Consider the following 22,656-nt stretch of genomic DNA (forward strand, 5'->3'; position numbering starts at 1 on the left):
TAAAATAAATTTAAGCCGCGGGCGACGCATGAAACGCCGCCCGCGAGAAACATCACAGGAAGGGTTTAATATCACCAACGCCTTCACGCAGCACCACCGGCGCGTCTTCGGTCAGGTCGATAACCGTCGTCGGCTGCTGGCCGAGATAACCGCCGTGAATAATCAGATCGACCACCTTCTCAAGACGGTCTTTAATCTCTTCCGGGTCGGACTCCGTGAATTCATTACCTGGCAGCATCAAGGATGTCGAAAGCATCGGCTCGCCAAGCGTTTCCAGCAGCATCTGGGCGATAGGATTCGCCGGCACGCGCATACCAATGGTTTTACGCTTTTCTTGCAACAGGCGTCGCGGCACCTCTTTCGTTCCCTTAAGAATGAACGTGTAGTTGCCCGGCGTGTTGTTTTTGATTAGACGAAACGCCACGTTATCGACAAACGCATAGGTCGACAACTCGGAGAGATCGCGGCACATCAGGGTGAAATTGTGGCCATCCGGCAACTGACGAATACGGCAGATCCGCTCCATCGCCCCTTTATCTTCAATTTTGCACCCCAGAGCATAACCAGAGTCCGTTGGATAAACGATAACCCCGCCCTTACGTACGATTTCCACCGCCTGATTAATCAACCGCGCCTGCGGGTTATCGGGGTGGATATAGAAAAACTGGCTCATACTTCCCTCTCAATTTGTTCAGCGGCCACTTCCCAACTGCGCCAGATCCCTTCTACGCCAGCGGGTAGCCAAAGTTTGCGCCCCAGTTCGATCCACGGACAGGGCTGGTGGAAATCCGAACCCTGCGACGCCATCAAACCAAACTGTTTCGCGTAGCCCGCCAGCTGCACGCGCTCATGCGGCGCCTGCTGACATTGGGCGACCTCCATCGCGTCGCCGCCCTGCTCGCTAAAATGGGCCAACAGCCGTTTCAACCATTTGGCGGAAAGATCGTAACGCCCCGGATGGGCGATCACCGCTTTGCCGCCAGAATGATGAATGACATCAATCGCTTGTTTTATTGTACACCACTGCGGCGGAACGTATCCGGTTTTCCCGCGGGCGAGATATTTTTTGAATACATCGGCAATATTGCTCGCAAAGCCGGCTTCAACTAAAAAGCGGGCAAAATGGCCGCGGGTAACCGCGCCGCCATCGGCGAGCTTTAACGCCCCTTCCCAGGCGCCGGGGATACGCGCTTTCGCCAACCGTTCGGCAATCATCTGCCCGCGCTGGTTGCGCCGCGCTTTCTGTTCGCAGAGCAGTTGCGTTATCGCCGGATGGTTGATATCAATATTCAGTCCGACGATATGAATTTCGTGATTTTCCCACAGGGTGGAAATTTCTACCCCGGTGATAAGCGTGAGCGGCAGTTCAGCCCGCGCAATTTCAGCACGCGCTGCCGGAATGGCCGCCACGCTATCGTGATCGGTGATTGCCAGCGTCCCCACCCGCATCTCATGCGCGCGATGTACCAGCTCTTCTGGAGTCAATCGCCCATCGGAGGCGACGGTATGGCTGTGCAGGTCATAAATGACCGCGTAATTAGTGTCGCTCAAAATGGCTCCTGGTGGACCTGAACTGAAATAAGCGCATTATGATAACGACTGAGAAAGAAAATCTGCAAACAAGGGTTGACTTTATTTTCATGGACTAGTTAACTAGTACGCAAGTTCACACAACGGGTATCTCTGATGAAAACGCAAATTATTACTCTTCATAGCTGGTGGCGTCGTTCCTGGAATCGGGCGGCGTGATCGCGTTTTGCACTCAGCAAACAGATACCGGGCCCGCCACTGAGCGGGCTTTTTTTTGAACAAAATAATGAACAGAACAGGCGAGAATGATAATGCAAACATCAAAACCAGCGCTCGAGCTTCTCACCAGCGACGCCATCTATCGCGAAAACCCGACGGCGTTATTCCATCAATTATGCGGCGCGCGCCCGGCAACCTTGCTGCTGGAATCGGCCGACATCGATAGTAAAGACGATTTAAAAAGCCTGCTGCTGGTGGATAGCGCCCTGCGTATTACCGCGCTTGGCAATACCGTCACTGTCCAGGCGCTGTCAGCGAACGGCGCCGCGCTGCTTGAACTGCTGGATAACGCATTGCCGTCCGGCATTGAGAATCTGCGCCAGCCGAACAGCCGGGTACTCACCTTCCCACCGGTTAGCGCCCTGCTGGATGAAGACGCTCGCCTGTGTTCGTTATCGGTGTTCGATGCGTTTCGTCTGTTACAGGATTTGGTCAGCGTCCCGCAGGCCGAGCGCGAAGCGATGTTCTTCGGCGGCCTGTTCGCTTACGACCTGGTGGCCGGTTTTGAAGATTTACCACCGCTTAACGCCGATACCGCCTGCCCGGATTACTGTTTCTACCTGGCGGAGACGCTGCTGGTCATCGACCATCAGACCAAAAACACCCGCATTCAGGCGAGCCTGTTCACGCCGCTGGAGAATGAGAAACAGCGTCTTCTGCAACGTATCGCCCAGCTACGCCAGCAGTTAAATGAGCCGCCCGCGCCGCTGCCGGTGACGACGGTTGCCGAAATGCGCTGCGACGTCGATCAGAGCGATGAAGAGTACGGCGCCGTGGTGCGCAAAATGCAGCGCGCCATTCGCGCGGGCGAAATTTTCCAGGTTGTGCCGTCGCGCCGCTTCTCCCTCCCTTGCCCGTCGCCGCTGGCCTCGTACGATGTGCTGAAAAAGAGCAATCCCAGCCCGTATATGTTCTTTATGCAGGATAACGATTTCACGCTGTTCGGCGCCTCGCCGGAAAGCTCGCTCAAATACGACGCCGTCAGCCGCCAGATTGAGATCTACCCCATTGCCGGCACCCGTCCGCGCGGCCGCCGCGCCGACGGTTCGCTGGATCGCGACCTCGATAGCCGTATTGAACTGGAGATGCGTACCGACCACAAAGAGCTCTCTGAACATCTGATGCTGGTTGACCTGGCCCGTAACGACCTGGCCCGCATCTGTACGCCGGGTAGCCGCTACGTGGCCGATTTGACTAAAGTCGATCGCTACTCCTTTGTGATGCATCTGGTTTCCCGCGTGGTTGGCGAACTGCGCCGCGACCTCGACGTCCTGCACGCCTATCGCGCCTGCATGAATATGGGCACCCTTAGCGGCGCGCCGAAAGTTCGCGCCATGCAGCTAATCGCCGCCGCGGAAGGCAAGCGTCGTGGTAGCTACGGCGGCGCGGTCGGCTACTTTACCGCCCACGGCGACCTCGATACCTGCATCGTGATCCGCTCAGCCTACGTAGAGGACGGCATTGCCACCGTGCAGGCGGGCGCCGGTATCGTGCTCGATTCCGTTCCGCAATCCGAGGCGGATGAAACCCGTAATAAAGCTCGCGCCGTGCTGCGCGCCATTGCTCAGGCCCATCACGCGAAGGAGACTTTCTAATGGCCGACATCCTGCTGCTCGATAATATCGACTCCTTTACCTATAACCTCGCCGACCAGCTGCGGGCTAACGGCCACAACGTGGTCATTTATCGTAATACCGTTCCGGCGCAATCGCTGATTGAACGTATCGGCACTATGGATAATCCGGTGCTGATGCTCTCTCCGGGGCCGGGTACCCCAAGCGAAGCCGGTTGCATGCCGGAGCTGCTGACCCGCCTGCGCGGCAAGTTACCGATTATCGGTATCTGCCTCGGCCACCAGGCCATCGTGGAAGCCTACGGCGGCTATGTCGGCCAGGCGGGCGAAATCCTTCACGGCAAAGCTTCCAGCATTGAGCATGACGGCCAGGCGATGTTCGCCGGTCTTGCCAACCCGCTGCCGGTGGCCCGCTACCATTCACTGGTCGGCAGCAATATTCCGGCCGGGCTCACCATTAACGCCAATTTCAACGGTATGGTGATGGCGGTTCGCCACGACGCCGATCGCGTCTGCGGCTTCCAGTTCCATCCGGAGTCGATTCTGACTACTCAAGGTGCGCTGCTGCTGGAGCAAACGCTGGCATGGGCGCTGCAGAAACTGGAACAGACCAATGTCGTACAACCGATTCTGGAAAAATTGTACCAGGCAGAGACGCTGAGCCAGCAGGAGAGCCACGTGCTGTTTTCCGCCGTCGTGCGCGGCGAAGTGAAGCCAGAACAACTGGCCGCCGCGCTGGTAAGCATGAAAGTGCGCGGCGAGCAACCGCAGGAAATTGCCGGCGCCGCTACCGCGTTGCTGGAAAACGCCGCGCCGTTCCCGCGCCCGGATTATCAGTTTGCCGATATTGTCGGCACCGGCGGCGATGGCAGCAACAGCATTAATATTTCAACCGCCAGCGCCTTTGTCGCCGCCGCCTGCGGTTTAAAGGTGGCGAAACACGGCAACCGCAGCGTCTCCAGTAAATCGGGCTCGTCCGACCTGCTGGCCGCGTTTGGCATCAACCTGGATATGAATGCCGATAAATCGCGCGCCGCGCTGGATGAACTGGGCGTCTGCTTCCTGTTTGCGCCGAAATACCACACTGGTTTCCGCCATGCGATGCCGGTCCGCCAACAGTTGAAAACGCGCACCCTGTTTAACGTCTTGGGGCCGCTTATTAACCCTGCGCACCCGCCGCTGGCGTTGATTGGCGTCTACAGCCCGGAACTGGTGTTGCCGATTGCCGAAACCTTACGCGTACTCGGCTATCAACGCGCTGCCGTGGTACACAGCGGCGGTATGGACGAAGTCTCGTTGCATGCGCCGACCGTGGTCGCCGAACTCAATAACGGCGAAATTCAGAGCTATCAGCTGACCGCCGCCGACTTCGGCCTGACGCCTTATCATCAAGAGCAACTGGCTGGCGGCACGCCGGAAGAAAACCGTGACATTCTCACGCGCTTGCTACAAGGTAAAGGTGAAGCCGCTCACGAAGCCGCCGTCGCCGCCAACGTCGCCATGTTGATGCGTTTACACGGGCATGAAGACCTGAAAGCCAACGCCCGGCAGGTACTGGATGTGCTGCACAGCGGAGCGGCCTATGACAGAGTGACCGCATTAGCGGCAAGAGGGTAAATAATGCAGACCGTTTTAGCAAAAATCGTTGCCGACAAAGCGATTTGGGTAGAAGCCCGCAAACAACAACAACCGTTAGCCAGTTTTCAGAATGACATCGTGCCGTCCGAACGCCATTTTTACGATGCGCTGGCCGGCGCCCGCACCGCCTTTATTCTTGAATGCAAAAAGGCGTCGCCGTCGAAGGGACTGATTCGTGAAGATTTCGACCCGGCGACCATCGCCGGGGTTTATAAGCACTACGCCTCGGCAATTTCGGTACTGTGCGATGAAAAATATTTTCAGGGCAGCTTTGATTTTCTGCCGATCGTCAGCAAAGTCGCGCCGCAGCCGATTCTGTGTAAAGACTTCACTATCGATCCTTACCAGATTTACCTCGCGCGTTACTATCAGGCTGATGCCTGCCTGCTGATGCTCTCGGTGCTCGATGACGATCAATATCGCCAGCTCGCCGCCGTCGCCCACAGCCTCAATATGGGCGTTCTGACAGAAGTCAGCAACGAAGAGGAGCTGGAGCGCGCGATTGCGCTGAAGGCCAAAGTCGTCGGCATTAACAACCGCGATCTGCGCGATATGTCGATTGATCTGAACCGCACGCGTCAACTGGCGCCGCGTCTCGGCCCGGATGTCACCGTGATAAGCGAATCCGGAATCCATACCTATGGCGAAGTCCGTGAACTGAGCCACTTTGCCAACGGCTTCCTGATTGGCTCGGCGCTGATGGAGCAACCGGACCTCAGCGCTGCGGTGAAGCGCGTGCTGTTAGGTGAGAACAAGGTTTGCGGCCTGACTCGTCCGCAGGATGCGCAAGTCGCCTGGGAGGCGGGCGCTATCTACGGCGGCTTGATTTTCGTCGCCAGTTCGCCGCGCGCCGTTGACGACCAGCAGGCACAGGCGGTAATGGCCGCCGCGCCGCTCAGCTTCGTTGGCGTATTCCGCGATGCAGCCATTGAAGAGGTCGTCACCCGTGCGACCAACTTGAAACTCGCCGCGGTCCAGCTTCATGGGAGCGAAGATCAGGCCTGGATTGATGCCCTGCGCGCGGCGCTGCCGGAGCAGATCCAAATCTGGAAGGCGCTGAGCGTCGGCGAAACACTGCCGCCGCGTAACCTCAATCATGTGGACAGATATGTCTTTGACAACGGTCAAGGCGGGAGCGGTCAACGCTTCGACTGGTCGCTGCTGCAGGGCCAGGACCTGCGTAACGTGATGCTGGCAGGCGGCCTCAGCGCCGATAACTGCGTAGAAGCCGCGAAAAGCGGCTGTGCCGGACTCGATTTCAACTCAGGCGTAGAGTCGCAGCCGGGAATCAAAGAGGCAAGCCTGGTGGCTGCCGTTTTCCAGACGCTGCGCGCATATTAAGGAGCAATGCAATAATGAGCACTTTACTGAACCCGTATTTCGGCGAATTCGGCGGTATGTACGTTCCGCAGATCCTGATGCCCGCCCTGCGCCAGCTGGAAGAAGCTTTCGTCAGCGCGCAAAAAGATCCTGAGTTTCAGGCTGAATTCACCGACCTGCTGAAAAACTACGCGGGCCGCCCGACGGCGCTGACCAAATGCCGCAATCTGACCGAAGGCACCCGCACCACGCTGTACCTCAAGCGTGAAGATCTGCTCCACGGCGGCGCGCACAAAACCAACCAGGTGCTGGGCCAGGCGCTACTGGCCAAACGTATGGGCAAAACGGAAATTATCGCCGAAACCGGTGCCGGCCAACACGGCGTCGCCTCGGCGCTGGCCAGCGCCCTGCTCGGTCTGAAATGCCGCATCTATATGGGCGCCAAAGACGTCGAGCGTCAGTCGCCGAACGTCTTCCGCATGCGCCTGATGGGTGCGGAGGTCATTCCAGTGCACAGCGGTTCCGCCACCCTGAAAGATGCCTGTAACGAAGCGCTGCGCGACTGGTCCGGCAGCTACGAGAAGGCGCACTACATGCTCGGCACCGCCGCTGGCCCGCACCCATTCCCGACTATCGTGCGTGAATTCCAGCGCATGATCGGCGAAGAAACTAAAGCGCAGATCCTCGAGAAAGAAGGACGCCTGCCGGACGCGGTGATCGCCTGCGTTGGCGGTGGTTCTAACGCCATCGGCATGTTCGCTGATTTCATTGATGAATCCCGCGTTGGCCTGATTGGCGTCGAGCCTGCCGGCCACGGTATCGAAACCGGCGAGCACGGCGCGCCGCTGAAGCACGGTCGCGTCGGCATTTACTTCGGCATGAAGTCGCCGATGATGCAAACCTCCGACGGGCAGATCGAAGAATCTTATTCTATCTCCGCCGGGCTGGATTTCCCGTCAGTGGGTCCGCAGCATGCGTTCCTTAACAGCACCGGGCGCGCCGAGTATGTGTCAATTACCGACAACGAAGCGCTGGATGCCTTTAAAGCGCTCTCCCGCCATGAAGGCATTATCCCGGCGCTGGAATCGTCCCACGCTCTGGCGCACGCGCTGAAGATGATGCGCGAGAACCCGGATAAAGAGCAGTTGCTGGTGGTTAACCTGTCCGGCCGCGGCGATAAAGACATCTTCACCGTACACGACATTTTGAAAGCGCGAGGGGAAATCTGATGGAACGTTACGAGACGCTATTTGCACAGTTAAAAAACCGCCAGGAAGGCGCCTTTGTTCCCTTCGTCACCCTTGGCGATCCGGGGCCGGAGCAGTCGCTAAAAATCATCGATGCGCTGATTGAAGCCGGCGCCGATGCGCTGGAATTGGGGATCCCCTTCTCCGACCCGCTGGCCGACGGCCCGACGATTCAGGGCGCGACATTACGCGCTTTTGCCGCCGGCGTCACCCCGGCGCAGTGCTTCGAGATGCTGGCGGCGATCCGCCACAAGCATCCGACCATTCCAATCGGCCTTTTGATGTACGCGAACCTGGTGTTCAGCCCGGGGATTGATGAGTTCTACGCCGAATGCGCGCGTGTTGGCGTGGATTCCGTGCTGGTCGCCGACGTGCCGGTCGAAGAGTCCGCCCCGTTCCGTCAGGCAGCGCTGCGCCATAACATTGCGCCGATTTTCATCTGCCCGCCAAATGCCGATGACGATTTACTGCGCCAGATTGCCTCCTATGGCCGCGGCTATACCTACCTGCTATCACGCGCTGGCGTGACAGGCGCGGAAAACCGCGCCGCGCTGCCGCTGCATCATCTGATTGAAAAACTAGCGGAATATAACGCCGCGCCGCCTCTGCAGGGCTTTGGTATCTCGGCGCCGGAGCAGGTTTCCGCCGCCATTGACGCCGGCGCCGCCGGGGCAATATCCGGCTCGGCCATCGTCAAGATTATCGAGCGCAACCTCGAGCAGCCGCAAAAAATGCTCGAAGAGCTAAAAACCTTCGTGCACGGTCTGAAAGCGGCGACCAAAACCATCTGACCCTTCGTCGCCCGGCCTCACGCCGGGCGGCTATTTCTGCTGCAGGCTGTTGGCGTATTTTCGCGTTAGGCGAAACAGCGCCGACACCTCGTCTTCTGACCATCCAGCCAGCACCTGATTCATTAACCGCCGCCGCGCAACGGCAATAGCGTCGATCATCCGCTGCCCCTTTTCGCTCAGCGTCACTTCGCTAATCCGCCGGTCTTTGGCATTGGCCTGCTTGCAGGCAAGTCCCTGAACCTCCAGCTTTTTCACCTGCCGACTGACGGTGGTGTAATCGCGGCCTAAATGATCCGCCAGCTCAACAACCCCCACCGGGCCATAGCGCCCTACCGCCACCAGTAGCGGAAACAGCATCTGTTCAAGCTGCACCCCTGCCGCCTGTAATATCTGCTCATCGCGCAGAGGTTGATTCATCACGCTGATGATATCCAGCAGCGCGCCGTGAAAGTCGGTGATGTCGTAATTATTATGTGCATCTTGCATATATTAGTTAACCGCGTATAGTGCTCCTGAACGATATGTGCATATTACACATAATTATCTTCAGGAGATAATGTTATGAAAGCAGCCGTGGTATTTGATCTTAACGAAGGCCCGGTATGGGCCGATTTTAGCGAACCGCAGCCTGCAGTCGGACAGTTATTGATTGACGTTCGCGCCGCCGCCATTAGCCACGTGGTTAAGGGCCGGGCATCGGGACATCATTATAGTTTTGACGGTACTCTGCCGTTTGTCGTCGGGATCGATGGCGTCGGTATGACCCCTGACGGCCAGCGCGTCTATTTTGCTTTCCCCAGCGCGCCGTTCGGCAGTATGGCGCAACGCGCGCCGGTCGCGCTGCAGAATTGCCTGGCGCTGCCGGATGAGCTTGACGACATCAGCGCCGCGGCAATGGCCAATCCGGGCATGTCTGCCTGGGCTGCGCTTGTTAAGCGGGCGCAGTTTCAGGCCGGCGAAACGGTACTGATTAACGGCGCCACCGGCAGCGCCGGACAGCTGGCGGTGCAAATTGCCCGCTACCTCGGTGCGAAAAAAATCATTGCTACCGGGCGCAATACGCAGACGCTGACCGCCCTCGCAGCCGATGAGTGTATTGATTTAACCGCCGATGAGCAGACACTTAGCGCACAATTCGCCGCCAGCGCCGGGCAAGTTGATGTGATCGTGGATTATTTGTGGGGCCGCAGCGCAGAGTTACTGCTGCCTGCGTTGGCGAAATATACCCCCGGCGATAAGCCGGTACGTTATGTGCAGGTGGGTTCCCTTGCCGGGGCGGATATCGCGTTAAATGGCGCCGTGCTGCGCGCCGCGCCGCTACAGCTTATGGGCAGCGGCATCGGCAGCCTGACCATGCCGCAACTGCTGGCGGCAACCGGGGAGATGCTACAGGCTGCGGTTCCCGGTCAGTTTACCATCGCCACCACGCCGCTGCCGCTCCGCGATGTCGCTGCGGCCTGGCCGCGTGATAACAGCCAGAAACGTACGGTTTTCACTCTTGATTAAAAAAATGTGCCTCCGCACAAACTCTGGGGTTGATATCTTAAATGAGAAATATTATCTTTCTCATTACCGAATAGTTGAGTGAACAACTCAGGTATTCGGTACGACATTGCTCACATTGCTTCCAGTATTTTTGCCCGCGTTTATCGCGGGCTTTTTTTTGGGTCAACTTCGGCATTTAATGGTCGAGATACAGATAATGCAGCCAACTGGTCATCCGTAACAGCACCTTACGCATCACCGACACGTGGGCAAAATGGTCGGTATACACCGCCGCCTGGGCACTGACCCCATCCGGTAAATGGGCAAGATCGCGGCTCGCCGCCAGGTCAATCATTACATACACCCCTTCCCGACCGGGCGTGGCGCTTAAACCCTGTAATGCGCCGCTGGCCTGGTAGCTGCCATCGGGAATGGTTGGCAATACCTTTGTGACCTTGCCGGCATACACCTGCCCCGGTAGACCATTGAACACCACCTCTGCCTCGTCGCCCTGCTCCAGGCGCAGGATAGCGTTCTGGCGAAATACCGCCACCACCTGCCGTTTCTGCTGCGGAATAAAAATCATCACCGGTTTGAACGGCAGACGAACTGCCGTGGTTCCCGGTCGCGCCAGCACCTGGGTGACATAACCATCGCTGGGCGCGCGGAAAACCGTCTGTTCAAGGTCATAACGCGCTTCGGCAATCTGCGATTTCAGGCTGGCGATTTGCGCATCCTCGCCATTGAAACGCGCAGAAAGTCTTTCTAACTCCTGTTGATACTGGGCTTTAGCCCCCCGCAGGGCCGCGGATTGCGCCTGATATTGCTGCTCGGCGTGATTCACATCCTGCTCGGAAAAAGGGTTAACCGGCATCGTCGCGCCTTTCGCATAGCGCTGATAATCCTGCCGGGAACGTTCATATTCCGCCGTCATCCGTTGAACGTTAGCGGCAGATTCACTTAATGCCGCTTTCCGGGTTCTGATATCCGCTTCGGCGGCACTGAGATCCGCCTCCAGTTTATTCAGCCGCGCGCGATAACGGCTATCATCAAGGCGAAACAGCACCTCGCCTTTGCGTAATAACACATTCGTTTTATCGGTAACTTCTACGATGGCCCCCGACACCTGCGGCACAATCGGGATCGACAGAGCTATTTTTTGCGCCCGGTCGGTGTACGGGTGATTATAATTCATGGTCAGAATTAGCGCGCCGACAATAAACACGCCGCCAAGGACCGCCGTGGGTACCGTCCATTTATTTACCGGGATACGAAAAATTTTAAATACGCCATAGGCCAACGCCACATAGCTAAGAATAATGAGTAAATCCATACACTGGCCTCAGCGGTTATTTGACGAGTTTGTCGTTACAGTTATCTGTTGCTCCTGCAGACGCTTTAGCTCGCTTTCGAGTTGCCTGATTCGCTGATGCATTTCGGCGTTATCTTCGACTTTATGCGCCATTCCCCACCCGCGCTCAGGGCGATACAGCGTGGCCCAGATCCACAACAGCGGCCAAATCGCATGCAGGGTGAACAGGCTCACCCAGCCGGCAACATGTATCGCATCCTGATGCGGATGCTGACGTTTTTTGGCCAATAAATAGGGAATATCATGAATAATAATAATGCCGTAAAATAAAATCAAAAACACGGCTATTAATACGCCTAAGGCAAAGTAGTTAAGAAACATAATGGTTCCTGACAATAAACGGTAAAACAGTGCTGACTACGCTGTTTTATAATTAGCAATACCACTCGATTTAATATTGGGGCTTAGTCGAGAATGATAGTTTGCCGACTGATAGACCAAATATTGATAACGGTAAAAATCAGTAGTTTTATCTTTCCGATATAAAATCTCTTCTCCCGAGACCGATAGCCCTTTGATAATATCGTCATATTCAATCTTTTTTTCTTCTTCGGTTACGCTGGTAGCGCACGCCGCCAGCAGCAACATCGCAGATAACGCAGCCATTCTTGTTATTTTCATCGATTATTTCTCTGTATTTTCGGCTGTAACAAATAATCTTCGCAAATAATACCCAGCGACTGACCAGAAGTCATATGACAATGACAGCAAAGATATATATCATTTTTGATATAGCAAACCGAAAGAAGCCATCTCATGAAAGAAAAAGACCTGCGTATTGACGAACTCCGTATCGTCCGCATGATTGCCGAAACGGCAAGCGTTAGCAAAGCCGCCCAGCTACTGGACATGCCGCAGTCGAACGTGTCGCGGGCGCTGAACGCGCTGGAACGGCGCCTGGGGCTGGAAATCTTTATCCGCCACCCTCGAGCGTTAATTCTGAGCGAGTTTGGCGAGCAGTTCCTGCGCCGGGCGGACATCCTGCTGGATAAGCATAATGACCTGCTTGATATGTCCGGTACCTGGAAACGCAGCCTTAACGGCATGGTGACGCTCGGCGCGCCAATCGGCATTCAGGCTTTCCTTGCCCGATACCTTTTGCCGCCGGTGCTGCACTCGGCGCCGGAATTAACCGTCAATCTTCTCACCCGCAATCCCGACGAGCGCGAACAGAAACACGGGACGCTTTTCGATAGCGATTGCGATCTGCTGATTAGCTTTTTCCAACCGCAGGACGAAAGCCTGATCGCAAGGCCTCTCACCCGCTTTCGCATGGGGCTGTTTGCCTGCGCGGATTATATTGCGCAGTCGCCTCTGCACGATGTTGATGAGCTTGCGCAGCACCGCTGTATCACTTTGCGTACGTTGGGCGGGATCCGCAACAGTTGGCATTGCTATAACGCCGCGGGTGAGAGTATTCAGGTAGAGGTCAACGGTTCCAGCGTATGCGATAACATTTTGCCGGCAATCGAGCTTGCTAAACAGGGACTGGGCATCGTATATGCCCCTTTTTACTCCGTCGCGGCGGAATTAGAGGCCGGTACGTTACAGCCATGTCTGCCACGGGAACGCGGCGTGAATATGCAGGCGTGGTTGATTTATCGTCAGCGCGGCGTGTTGCCGCATCGTGTACAGGTGATAATGGATAGCATAATGGAAAGCGCTAAACTGCACGCCCACCGGCTGGTCTGAAGAGGATAAAACTGGCCGCAGGCGGCCAGTTTTTTTAAAGCATTAGAAGCGATAACCGGCAGAGAACATAAACACCCACGGATCCAGACGGGTGCTGACTTTCTGGTCAACGCCGTTAGCTTTAAATTTCACATCGGTGTCGATATCCATGTACCAGACCGACATGTTCAGCAGCCAGTTGCGGTCAATCAGATAATCCAGACCAACCTGTCCTGCCGCGCCCCATGAATCTTTCAGACTCAGGTCGGAAAGCCCGGCGTCCTTACCGGTATCGTTGAAATCATTGTTAAAGAAGGTCGTATAGTTAATACCGGCGCCGATATACGGGCGCACTTTGCTTTGCGCATCGCCAAAGTACCACTGCGCCATCAGCGTCGGCGGCAACTGGTGTACGGTGGCGATAGTACCGGTCGGCCCGGTACCGACCTTGTGGCGGAACGGCGTTGCCGCCAGCAGTTCGATACCGATATTGTCGGTCGCCATATAGGTAAAGGTTAAACCTAACTGGGTGTTATTACTGACGTTAAAACCGCCGAGGCTACCCAGCACGTTGTCAGAACCCTCAGTGGGGCGAACCGTCGCCGAGCCCGCGCGAATAAAAAATTCCCCCGCTTCATGCGCCCAGGCGCTACCACCAGAAAGCGTACCTAAGATCAATGCCGCCGCTGCTATTTTCTTCATATCCATGTCCCCATTATGGTTTTTATCAGCGGCTGCAAATATACCTACAATGAGTTAGCTTTGATCTGTTTTAGATCACACCAGGCCATTATATTTAACATTTATTGATCCAGATTAATTTTTGCAGCAGTTAGTAACGTACTGATTCGTCTTTACATCAATTTTTACCCATGAGAAAAATTTTTGCTTGCCCCTCTTGTCGCCGATCGTGCGGATAGCTAATTTAATTGCCGACAATTTGTGTTGATGCGTTTTTTTCAGGTGTAATTATGAGTGAAATCAACCCGTGCATGACGTGCGGTGCCTGTTGTGCGTATTTTCGAGTCTCCTTCTACTGGGCTGAAGCCGACGACGCCGGCGGCGTGGTACCCGCACAGCTCACCGAACCCCTTACCCCTTTTCTGCGCTGCATGAGCGGTACCAATCAGCGGCAAAGCCGCTGTACCGCCTTAAGCGGTGAAATCGGCGAATCGGTACACTGCTCCATCTATCACCAGCGGCCTTCCCCCTGCCGCGAGTTTGCCATGTCAGGCGAAGGCGGCGAACTCAACGAAGCGTGCGATCGCGCCCGTGCCCGCTACGGCCTGCCGCCGCTGGGAACTCTTTACAAAGATATACCTACCGTGACCTCGGCAGAGACTGCTACCCAACCACGTTTTGCGTTACAATCCCCGGCTAGTTAAAACACCTGCAAGACTCAAGGAGAATGCATGTCTATCACGGCGAAGTCCGTCTACCGTGACACGGGGAATTTTTTTCGTAATCAGTTCGTTACTATTCTGCTGATTGCGTTGTTATGCGCGTTCATCACGGTAGTTATTGGCCATGCCTTTTCGCCCAGTGACGAGCAGTTATCGATCCTCAGCGAGGGCGATAACCTGGCGGGCAGCGCCGGCTTGTTTGAGCTGGTGCAAAACATGACGCCGGAACAGCAGCAGATCCTGCTGCGCGCGTCGGCAGCCTCAACCTTCTCGGGCCTGGTGGGGAATGCCATCCTCGTCGGCGGCGTACTGTTGCTGATTCAGCTAATCTCCGCCGGGCATCGCGTCAGCGCGCTGCGGGCAATCGGCGCGGCGGCGCCGGTTCTGCCGAAGCTGTTGCTGCTTATTCTGTTCACCACCTTCGTGGTACAGATGGGGATGATGCTGGTGCTGGTGCCGGGCGTGCTGCTGGCGATCGTCCTGGCATTCGCGCCGGTGATGCTGGTGCAGGATAAAATCGGCATCTTTAGCGCAATGCGCGGCAGTATGCGTCTGGCGTGGGCGAACATGCGCCTGGTGGCGCCAGCGGTACTCGGCTGGCTGCTGGCAAAAACGGCGCTACTGCTGCTTGCTTCAAGCTTTGCAACGCTGTCGCCAAACGTTGCCGCCGTGGTCATTAATACCATCAGCAATCTGTTCTCTGCGCTGTTGCTGATCTATTTGTTCCGCTTGTATATGCTTATTCGCAACTAACTTTAATCAGGGCCGGGCATTCCGGCCCTTCCTGAACGACGGAATTGATGTATGAAGCAGTTTCTCGATTTTTTACCGCTGGTAGTCTTCTTCGCTTTTTATAAAATTTACGATATCTACGCCGCAACCACCGCGCTGATCGTCGCCACCGCGGTAGTCCTCATTTATAGCTGGGTGCGCTATCGTAAAGTTGAAAAGATGGCGTTGATCACTTTTGTGCTGGTCGCCGTATTCGGCGGGCTGACAATCTTCTTCCACAACGATGAATTTATTAAGTGGAAAGTGACCGTCATCTACGCCCTGTTTGCCGGCGCCCTGCTGTTCAGCCAGTGGGTAATGAAAAAGCCGCTGATCCAACGCATGCTTGGTAAAGAGCTGACGCTGCCGCAGCAGGTGTGGTCACGGCTGAATCTGGCCTGGGCGCTGTTCTTCATTCTCTGCGGGCTGGCCAATATCTACATCGCGTTCTGGCTGCCGCAGAATATCTGGGTCAACTTCAAAGTCTTCGGTTTAACGGCATTGACCCTGGTCTTTACCCTGTTGAGCGGCGTTTATATCTACCGCCACATGCCGCAGGACGATAAGCACTAATACCCCTCAACGGTACGCGCTAGCCGGCGCGTACCGCCTTCTTTTATCAACTCGCGTCCCGACCTTTTCCAAAACCCCGTTTTAACCGTACCGACGGGCGTATTCCCCTATTCTCTCTGCGCCGTTTTCATAGTAGCATCGCGCCTGATCTTCTTTGACTAGTACAGAGTATAGAATGACAACAACAGATCTCGCCCCGAAGGGCGAATTGGTTTTACGCACCCTGGCCATGCCGGCGGATACCAACGCGAACGGCGATATTTTTGGCGGCTGGCTGATGTCGCAGATGGATATCGGCGGCGCGATTATGGCCAAAGAGATTGCCCGCGGCCGTGTTGTGACCGTCCGTGTTGATGGTATGACTTTTTTACGCCCGGTCGCCGTTGGCGATGTCGTGTGCTGCTATGCCCGCTGCGTAAAACGCGGCAACACCTCAATCACCATTAATATTGAGGTATGGGTGAAAAAAGTATCGACGGAACCACTGGGCCAGCGCTACAAGGCGACGGAAGCCCTGTTTATTTATGTGGCGGTAGACAATGAAGGCAAGCCGCGAGCGCTGCCTGCCGAGTAGTAAATTGCCCGGTTCGCCGGGCAGCTCTTCTGCTTAAAGGAAACCCAACAGCGAGAAGAAAATATAACCAATCACAATCACCACAATCGGCAGTACGTACAGCGTGAAATACTGCTTCAGGATCGTATGACGCGGTACGACAATACGTTCGGCAAGCTGTTCACGAGAAAGGCCTTCCGCTCCTTTAGCCTGTTCCAGAATCAACTGATCTTCCACACCTTCGCGTAGAAACTTCGCCTGGCGGGCCATTCGCGCGCCGGAAGCCTGCAACGCCATGCCGACAAACACCAGCGCGTAGATAATCCAGAAACCGATGTTCAACGCATGTTTGAACTCCGGCAGCGGCGAGTTGTACCAGAAGAAATTCAGGAACGGCGTATTAAAACGCACCATCTCAATCATCAGGTGGGCGAAGTCCATCATCACCGCATCAATACCCGGTTTCTTTTCGCTATGCTCGTACATAAATTTCAGTACGGAAATCAGCGTAGACAGCACGGCTGGAATGAAGATGACCCATCCCAAAATGCGTTTAATGACCGCAATGCGTCCAGCTTGTTGATACGTCATGAGTTCCCCTTGTTTAAAACGCCAGACTCTTCATGCCGACATAGAGTCAGGTATAAGTCTATCTTCGTCAGCGAATTTCGCCTGCTTAAGCGCGGTATGATATACCATATGGACAATTTCGTTATCTACTTACGCCAATGGAGAGGAACTTATGTCAGCGAAGCGCCAGATTCTTGCCGCTATTTTCGATATGGATGGCCTGCTTATCGATTCAGAGCCGCTATGGGACCGCGCAGAGCTGGAGGTACTGGACAGCCTCGGAGTGGATATTAGCCGCCGTGATGAATTGCCGGACCTGCTGGGGCTGCGCATCGACCTGGTGGTTGATTTGTGGTTTGCTCAACAGCCCTGGCGAGGCCCGGATCGCGCTGAGGTTACCGCCAGCATTATCCGCAGGGCCATTCAGCTGGTCGAGGAGTCACGGCCGCTGCTGCCCGGCGTGCGTGAAGCCGTGGCATTGTGTAAGGCCGAAGGACTAAAAATCGGCCTCGCTTCCGCGTCGCCGCTGCATATGCTGGAAAAAGTGCTGGAGATGTTTGAACTGCGCGACCAGTTTGACGCGCTGGCTTCCGCCGAGCACCTGCCATACAGTAAACCGCACCCCCAGGTCTATCTCGATTGCGCCGCTAAGCTTGGCGTCGCGCCGATGGCCTGCGTGGCGCTGGAGGATTCAGTTAACGGTATGATTGCCAGCAAAGCGGCGCGTATGCGTTCGATTGTCGTCCCGGAAGCAGAAAACAGCCGCGATCCGCGCTTCGTACTGGCCGATGTGAAACTGGCGTCTCTGCAGCAGCTGACGGTAGCGGACCTGCGCGGCTAAGCGACGTGCGCAGGCATGGGTGTCGTCAAAATATGTCAACCTTGTGACAAAGAGTTACACCGTCACCTCTTCCGTATACTGTATAAAAACCCTATACTGTATGAATTGACAGTTTAGGGTTTTTATCATGACGGCGGAAGGCCACCTCTTCTTTTCTATCGCCTGTGCGGTATTTGCAAAAAATGCAGAACTAACCCCCGTGCTGGCGCAGGGGGACTGGTGGCATATCGTTCCTTCCGCCGTGCTAACCTGCCTGCTACCCGACATCGACCATCCAAAATCTTTCCTCGGGCAGCGCTTAAGCTGGGTCTCGAAACCGGTAGCGCGCGCCTTTGGCCACCGCGGTTTTACCCACAGTCTGCTGGCGGTATTCGGCGCGCTGGCGCTGTTCTACCTGAAAGTACCTGAGAGCTGGATTATCCCAGCGGATGCGCTGCAGGGTTTAGTGCTGGGCTACCTCAGTCATATACTTGCCGATATGCTCACCCCGGCTGGCGTACCGCTGCTGTGGCCGTGCCGCTGGCGGTTCCGCCTACCAATCCTCGCGCCGCGCAAAGGCAATCAGCTAGAACGCGCGCTGTGCATGGCGCTGTTCATTTACGCCGTCTGGATGCCGCAGAGCATGGCCGAAAATAGCGCCGTGCGCTGGTCATCAAATATGATTAATTCGCTGCAAATAACCTTTAATCGCTTTATTAACCATCAGGCTGAACGATAAATACGCTAAATGGTTTTTTGGTTATAACCCATTCCATTTGAGTATAAGAAAGCAATAAGGCCTTCTGCTACTCTTGGCGCCATAAGAGTTGGTTTCAGACCAACCCAGGTAACAAGATATCAGGAGAACGGGGATGAATTTTCCATTAATAGCGAACGTTGTCGTGTTCGCGGTTTTACTGTTTGCGCTGGCTCAAACCCGCCACAAACAGTGGAGCCTCGCTAAAAAAGTACTGGTCGGTCTCGTTATCGGCGTTATCTTTGGTCTCGGCCTGCAGCTGGTTTACGGCTCCGACAGCCAGGTTCTGAAAGATTCTATTCAGTGGTTCAATATCGTCGGTAACGGTTATGTGCAGCTGCTGCAGATGATCGTCATGCCGCTGGTCTTCGCCTCAATTCTGAGCGCGGTGGCTCGTCTGCACAATGCTTCACAGCTGGGTAAAATCAGTTTCCTGAGTATCGGTACGCTGTTGTTCACCACTCTCATCGCCGCGCTGGTCGGCGTGCTGGTGACCAACCTGTTTGGCCTCACCGCTGAAGGCCTGGTGCAGGGCAGCGCGGAAACCGCCCGTCTGAACGCCATCCAAAGCAACTATGTCGGTAAAGTATCAGATCTGAGCGTTCCGCAGCTGATCCTGTCGTTTGTGCCGAAGAACCCGTTTGCCGATCTGACAGGCGCGAACCCGACTTCTATCATCAGCATCGTTATCTTCTCGGCGTTCCTTGGCGTTGCGGCGCTGAAGCTGCTGAAAGACGATGTGGAGAAAGGTCAACGCGTTCTGACCGCCATCGACACGCTGCAGGGCTGGGTGATGAAGCTGGTGCGTCTGGTGATGCAGCTGACCCCATACGGCGTGCTGGCGCTGATGACCAAAGTGGTTGCCGGCTCCAACCTGCACGACATTATCAAGCTCGGCGGTTTCGTCGTGGCTTCTTACATCGCGTTGGGCATCATGTTTGTGGTGCACGGTCTGCTGTTAGCCGTCAATGGCGTCAGTCCGCTGAAGTATTTCCGTAAAGTCTGGCCGGTGATTACCTTCGCCTTCACCAGCCGTTCCAGCGCGGCTTCTATTCCGCTGAACGTGGAAGCGCAGACGCGCCGTCTGGGTGTACCAGAATCTATTGCCAGCTTCTCCGCCTCATTCGGCGCGACGATTGGTCAGAACGGCTGCGCCGGTATCTATCCGGCAATGCTGGCGGTAATGGTAGCCCCGACCGTTGGCATCAACCCGTTGGATCCAATGTGGATTGCCACCCTCGTGGGTATCGTCACCGTGAGCTCCGCGGGCGTAGCCGGCGTTGGCGGCGGCGCCACCTTCGCGGCATTGATCGTGCTGCCGGCGATGGGTCTGCCGGTCACGTTGGTCGCACTGTTGATTTCCGTCGAGCCGCTGATTGATATGGGCCGTACCGCCCTTAACGTTAACGGCTCAATGACCGCCGGCACGCTGACCAGCCAGTGGCTGCGCCAGACGGATAAAGCTATCCTCGATAGCGAAGAAGACGCCGAGCTGGCGCATCGCTAATGTTAACAGCCACAAAAAAGCCGCTGAAATTCAGCGGCTTTTTTTTGCCTACAAGCTCAAGCCTCTATTTCACCATCCTGGCGTATCTGATTAGCCCAACGCTGCGCCGATTCCGGCACGGTGAACGCCGGAGAACGGCGGAAACGCTCGCCCATCAGTACAAAGGCGACATACTTGCCCCGCAATATCCAGACATCGCGAAAATGGTCCATTTTAACGGCATGATCCGGCGGCGCAGGCTCGACGCGCGGCACGTAGCTAATGACAGGGCGATTTTGTTGGCGCAATGTTTTCATAACAGATGGATTCACTAAGCAAAGCGGGAACATAAACCCCTATCATAGCCGATCGCCCCCCTTTTCGTCGCCCCTCCTGGCACGATGCGCATTTTAGGATAACTCCATTCCTTTAAGAGCGGCATCCTCAGCACAATGTTCTATAGTTAGAAGGGTTTTGGTTTAGCAACGACCACTTTTAGCAATGAAAGCAGGAGACGAGCAGATGTCAGAAAAGCACCACGACCCACACAGCCGACAGGCTCCGGTACACGATAGCGATGAAGCAAAACCGGGCCTCGATTCACTGGCGCCAGAAGATCGCGAGTGGCGCCCTACTCCCCAGCCAACCGCGCCCGGGGAGGAACCGACGGCGCCGGGTAGCCTGAAAGCGCCGGATACCCACAGCATAAAATTAGATACCCTCGAGCCGCAGCGTAAAGGTGGTGAAAACTTTCCGCTGACCACCAATCAGGGGGTACGCATCGCCGACGATCAAAACTCGTTGCGCGCCGGCAACCGCGGGCCAACGTTGCTGGAAGATTTTATCTTACGTGAGAAAATTACCCATTTTGACCATGAACGCATTCCCGAGCGTATCGTTCATGCTCGCGGTTCCGCCGCACACGGCTATTTCCAGCCTTACAAAAGCCTGAAAGAGATTACCAAAGCCGATTTTCTGTCCGCACCGGAAAAAATCACCCCCGTTTTTGTCCGCTTCTCTACCGTTCAGGGCGGCGCGGGTTCAGCCGATACCGTGCGCGATATCCGCGGCTTCGCCACCAAATTCTATACCGAAGAGGGCATTTTCGATCTGGTGGGCAACAACACGCCAATTTTCTTTATCCAGGATGCGATTAAATTTCCCGACTTTGTCCATGCGGTGAAACCTGAACCGCACTGGGCAATCCCACAGGGACAAAGCGCTCATGACACCTTCTGGGATTATGTTTCGCTACAGCCGGAAACGCTGCATAACGTGATGTGGGCCATGTCAGACCGCGGCTTACCGCGCAGTTATCGTACGATGGAAGGTTTCGGCATTCATACCTTCCGCCTGATCAACGCCGAAGGCAAAGCCACCTTTGTGCGCTTCCACTGGAAACCGGTGGCCGGTAAAGCATCGCTGGTGTGGGATGAGGCGCAGAAATTGACCGGCCGCGATCCGGACTTCCATCGCCGCGATTTATGGGAAGCCATTGAGGCTGGCGATTATCCGGAGTTTGAGCTCGGCTTGCAGTTAATTCCGGAGGAAAACGAGTTCGATTTCGACTTCGATCTGCTGGATCCGACCAAGCTCATTCCGGAAGCGCTGGTACCCGTACAACGAGTCGGCAAAATGGTGCTTAACCGTAACCCCGACAACTTCTTCGCTGAGAACGAACAGGCGGCATTCCATCCTGGTCATATTGTGCCGGGTATCGATTTTAGTAACGACCCGCTGCTGCAAGGGCGACTTTTCTCCTATACCGATACGCAAATTAGCCGCCTCGGCGGGCCAAATTTCCACGAAATTCCAATTAACCGCCCCACCTGCCCGTATCATAATTTCCAGCGTGACGGCATGCACCGAATGGAGATTGATACCAATCCGGCAAACTATGAGCCTAACTCTATCAACGATAACTGGCCTCGCGAAACGCCGCCGGCGCCGAAACGCGGCGGCTTTGAATCGCTGGCGGAACGCGTTGATGGCGAGAAAATCCGTAACCGTAGTCCCTCCTTCGGCGAATACTACGCCCAACCTCGCCTGTTCTGGCTCAGCCAGACGCCGATCGAGCAACAGCACATTATCGGCGGCTTTAGTTTTGAGCTGAGCAAAGTGGTGAGAGTTTGGATCCGCGAGCGGGTGGTCGATCATCTGGCGCATATTGATATCGGGCTGGCGGAAGCGGTAGCCAACAATCTCGGTATCGAACTCAGCGATGAGCAGCGGAATATTGCTCCACCAGCGCCGGTTAACGGCGTGGAGAAAGATCCTACCCTCAGTCTTTACGCCGATGGCGATGGCGATGTAAAAGGGCGAATTGTCGCGGTATTACTCAATGAGAAGACCTGCGCGCAGGATGTACTCAACCTGTTGCAGGCGCTGCAGGCCAGAGGCGTCCACAGCAAACTTCTCTATTCGCGTATGGGCGAAGTCAGCGCCGATGATGGATCGCAGCTACCGATCGCCGGAACCTTCGCCGGCTCGCCATCGTTGACGGTTGATGCGGTTATTGTTCCCGGCGGCGACCTGAGCAGCATCAGCGATAACGGCGATGCCCGCTACTACCTGCTGGAAGCCTATAAGCATCTGAAGCCCATTTTACTGGCGGGCGATGCGCGGCAGTTTAGTTCGCTGCTACAGGTGCCCGCTGCGGGTGAAGAAGGGGTTATCGAATGTGACGCGATTAATACGCTTAGCGTCGATAAGCTGCTGACGCTACTGGCCGCGCATCGCATCTGGTCCAGAAGCAGTAAAGTTGCGGCCATACCCGCATAGTAAAAAGCCCGGCAGTTCATGGCTGCCGGGCTTTCC

24 protein-coding genes and 1 other annotated feature are annotated in these 22,656 nt (G+C 55.7%); of the genes, 15 read left to right on the forward strand and 9 right to left on the reverse strand.

The features are described 5' to 3' along the window. Window positions 1–52: 52 nt before the first annotated feature. Together PGR79_RS02710 and rnm are read right to left on the reverse strand one after the other, a co-directional pair. Entirely contained in the window at window positions 53–673 is a 621-nt protein-coding gene (locus tag PGR79_RS02710; RefSeq protein WP_020078571.1) for an L-threonylcarbamoyladenylate synthase, read from the reverse strand. Next, window positions 670–1,551, reverse strand: coding sequence for an RNase RNM (gene rnm / locus PGR79_RS02715; RefSeq protein WP_113373651.1), 882 nt, complete (start codon window positions 1,549–1,551; stop codon window positions 670–672). Before rnm ends, PGR79_RS02710 begins: the two co-directional genes overlap by 4 nt. A gap of 159 nt (window positions 1,552–1,710) precedes the next feature. After that, window positions 1,711–1,806 (forward strand) — a sequence feature (Trp leader region). A 35-nt stretch (window positions 1,807–1,841) separates the two neighbouring features. On the opposite strand from rnm, the gene PGR79_RS02720 reads away from it, so the two are divergent. Genes PGR79_RS02720 through trpA form a run of 5 tightly spaced genes read left to right on the forward strand, consistent with a single transcriptional unit; the run spans window position 1,842 to window position 8,378 of the window. Continuing rightward, window positions 1,842–3,404, forward strand: coding sequence for an anthranilate synthase component 1 (locus tag PGR79_RS02720; protein ID WP_087859366.1), 1,563 nt, complete (start codon window positions 1,842–1,844; stop codon window positions 3,402–3,404). Then, entirely contained in the window at window positions 3,404–4,999 is a 1,596-nt protein-coding gene (gene trpD / locus PGR79_RS02725) for a bifunctional anthranilate synthase glutamate amidotransferase component TrpG/anthranilate phosphoribosyltransferase TrpD (protein WP_032708282.1), read from the forward strand. The genes PGR79_RS02720 and trpD overlap by 1 nt, the downstream gene beginning before the upstream one ends. 3 nt (window positions 5,000–5,002) lie before the next feature. After that, entirely contained in the window at window positions 5,003–6,361 is a 1,359-nt protein-coding gene (gene trpCF, locus PGR79_RS02730) for a bifunctional indole-3-glycerol-phosphate synthase TrpC/phosphoribosylanthranilate isomerase TrpF (RefSeq protein WP_087859364.1), read from the forward strand. 14 nt (window positions 6,362–6,375) lie between these two features. Beyond that, a complete protein-coding gene (gene trpB / locus PGR79_RS02735) occupies window positions 6,376–7,569 on the forward strand; it encodes a tryptophan synthase subunit beta (RefSeq protein ID WP_015366207.1) in 1,194 nt (397 codons plus the stop codon). Then, a complete protein-coding gene (trpA, locus tag PGR79_RS02740) occupies window positions 7,569–8,378 on the forward strand; it encodes a tryptophan synthase subunit alpha (RefSeq protein ID WP_113373650.1) in 810 nt (269 codons plus the stop codon). The genes trpB and trpA overlap by 1 nt, the downstream gene beginning before the upstream one ends. A 30-nt stretch (window positions 8,379–8,408) precedes the next feature. Here the strand turns inward: trpA and PGR79_RS02745 are convergent, their stop codons facing one another. Next, window positions 8,409–8,864: a MarR family winged helix-turn-helix transcriptional regulator gene (locus tag PGR79_RS02745; protein ID WP_113373649.1), complete on the reverse strand. Its 456-nt coding sequence runs from the start codon at window positions 8,862–8,864 to the stop codon at window positions 8,409–8,411. 75 nt (window positions 8,865–8,939) lie between these two features. On the opposite strand from PGR79_RS02745, the gene PGR79_RS02750 reads away from it, so the two are divergent. After that, entirely contained in the window at window positions 8,940–9,884 is a 945-nt protein-coding gene (locus PGR79_RS02750; RefSeq protein ID WP_113373648.1) for a quinone oxidoreductase family protein, read from the forward strand. Between the two features lie 175 nt (window positions 9,885–10,059). On the opposite strand, the gene PGR79_RS02755 is transcribed toward PGR79_RS02750, so the two are convergent. From PGR79_RS02755 to PGR79_RS02765, 3 genes are read right to left on the reverse strand one after another with little or no spacing between them, the layout of a single operon-like run. Next, complete coding sequence (locus PGR79_RS02755) at window positions 10,060–11,196, reverse strand: HlyD family secretion protein (protein ID WP_113373647.1); 1,137 nt, start codon at window positions 11,194–11,196, stop codon at window positions 10,060–10,062. 9 nt (window positions 11,197–11,205) lie between these two features. Next, window positions 11,206–11,556 (reverse strand): DUF3302 domain-containing protein, encoded by a 351-nt coding sequence (locus tag PGR79_RS02760; RefSeq protein WP_063414215.1) that lies wholly within the window; start codon window positions 11,554–11,556, stop codon window positions 11,206–11,208. A 36-nt stretch (window positions 11,557–11,592) separates the two neighbouring features. Beyond that, window positions 11,593–11,856 carry a hypothetical protein gene (locus PGR79_RS02765; protein WP_430921019.1) on the reverse strand — a complete coding sequence of 88 codons (264 nt, stop codon included), beginning with the start codon at window positions 11,854–11,856 and terminating at the stop codon, window positions 11,593–11,595. Between the two features lie 135 nt (window positions 11,857–11,991). Here PGR79_RS02765 and PGR79_RS02770 point away from each other — a divergent pair, with 135 nt between their 5' ends. Then, entirely contained in the window at window positions 11,992–12,927 is a 936-nt protein-coding gene (locus tag PGR79_RS02770) for a LysR family transcriptional regulator (RefSeq protein WP_113373645.1), read from the forward strand. Window positions 12,928–12,969: 42 nt separating this feature from the next. On the opposite strand, the gene ompW is transcribed toward PGR79_RS02770, so the two are convergent. Beyond that, window positions 12,970–13,608, reverse strand: coding sequence for an outer membrane protein OmpW (ompW, locus tag PGR79_RS02775; protein WP_045374891.1), 639 nt, complete (start codon window positions 13,606–13,608; stop codon window positions 12,970–12,972). A gap of 269 nt (window positions 13,609–13,877) precedes the next feature. Between ompW and PGR79_RS02780 the strand changes: the two genes are divergently transcribed. From PGR79_RS02780 to yciA, 4 genes are all read left to right on the forward strand, one after another. Then, the gene (locus PGR79_RS02780; protein ID WP_113373644.1) at window positions 13,878–14,291 is read left to right on the forward strand and encodes a YkgJ family cysteine cluster protein; all 414 of its coding nucleotides are present in this window, start codon (window positions 13,878–13,880) and stop codon (window positions 14,289–14,291) included. Window positions 14,292–14,318: 27 nt separating this feature from the next. Beyond that, on the forward strand, window positions 14,319–15,062 hold the full coding sequence (locus tag PGR79_RS02785) for a YciC family protein (protein WP_015366197.1): 744 nt from the start codon (window positions 14,319–14,321) through the stop codon (window positions 15,060–15,062). Window positions 15,063–15,113: 51 nt separating this feature from the next. Beyond that, window positions 15,114–15,653: a septation protein A gene (locus PGR79_RS02790; RefSeq protein ID WP_015366196.1), complete on the forward strand. Its 540-nt coding sequence runs from the start codon at window positions 15,114–15,116 to the stop codon at window positions 15,651–15,653. Window positions 15,654–15,828: 175 nt separating this feature from the next. After that, on the forward strand, window positions 15,829–16,227 hold the full coding sequence (gene yciA / locus PGR79_RS02795; protein WP_015705756.1) for an acyl-CoA thioester hydrolase YciA: 399 nt from the start codon (window positions 15,829–15,831) through the stop codon (window positions 16,225–16,227). Window positions 16,228–16,260: 33 nt separating this feature from the next. On the opposite strand, the gene PGR79_RS02800 is transcribed toward yciA, so the two are convergent. Next, window positions 16,261–16,797: a YniB family protein gene (locus PGR79_RS02800; protein ID WP_047045057.1), complete on the reverse strand. Its 537-nt coding sequence runs from the start codon at window positions 16,795–16,797 to the stop codon at window positions 16,261–16,263. A 151-nt stretch (window positions 16,798–16,948) separates the two neighbouring features. Between PGR79_RS02800 and hxpB the strand changes: the two genes are divergently transcribed. The 3 genes from hxpB (at window position 16,949) to PGR79_RS02815 (ending at window position 19,860) form a co-directional block, all read left to right on the forward strand. Further along, the gene (hxpB, locus tag PGR79_RS02805; RefSeq protein WP_087859353.1) at window positions 16,949–17,617 is read left to right on the forward strand and encodes a hexitol phosphatase HxpB; all 669 of its coding nucleotides are present in this window, start codon (window positions 16,949–16,951) and stop codon (window positions 17,615–17,617) included. Between the two features lie 127 nt (window positions 17,618–17,744). After that, window positions 17,745–18,335, forward strand: coding sequence for a metal-dependent hydrolase (locus tag PGR79_RS02810; RefSeq protein ID WP_015705758.1), 591 nt, complete (start codon window positions 17,745–17,747; stop codon window positions 18,333–18,335). A 133-nt stretch (window positions 18,336–18,468) separates the two neighbouring features. Further along, entirely contained in the window at window positions 18,469–19,860 is a 1,392-nt protein-coding gene (locus PGR79_RS02815) for an L-cystine transporter (RefSeq protein ID WP_015366191.1), read from the forward strand. Between the two features lie 56 nt (window positions 19,861–19,916). Here PGR79_RS02815 and cedA read toward each other — a convergent pair whose 3' ends face one another. Beyond that, window positions 19,917–20,156: a cell division activator CedA gene (gene cedA / locus PGR79_RS02820; RefSeq protein WP_259678455.1), complete on the reverse strand. Its 240-nt coding sequence runs from the start codon at window positions 20,154–20,156 to the stop codon at window positions 19,917–19,919. Between the two features lie 205 nt (window positions 20,157–20,361). On the opposite strand from cedA, the gene katE reads away from it, so the two are divergent. After that, complete coding sequence (gene katE / locus PGR79_RS02825; RefSeq protein WP_087859351.1) at window positions 20,362–22,620, forward strand: catalase HPII; 2,259 nt, start codon at window positions 20,362–20,364, stop codon at window positions 22,618–22,620. Window positions 22,621–22,656 lie beyond the last annotated feature (36 nt).

It is taken from the genome of Klebsiella sp. 141161 (assembly GCF_050600815.1).
Classification (GTDB): Bacteria; Pseudomonadota; Gammaproteobacteria; order Enterobacterales; family Enterobacteriaceae; genus Klebsiella; species Klebsiella aerogenes.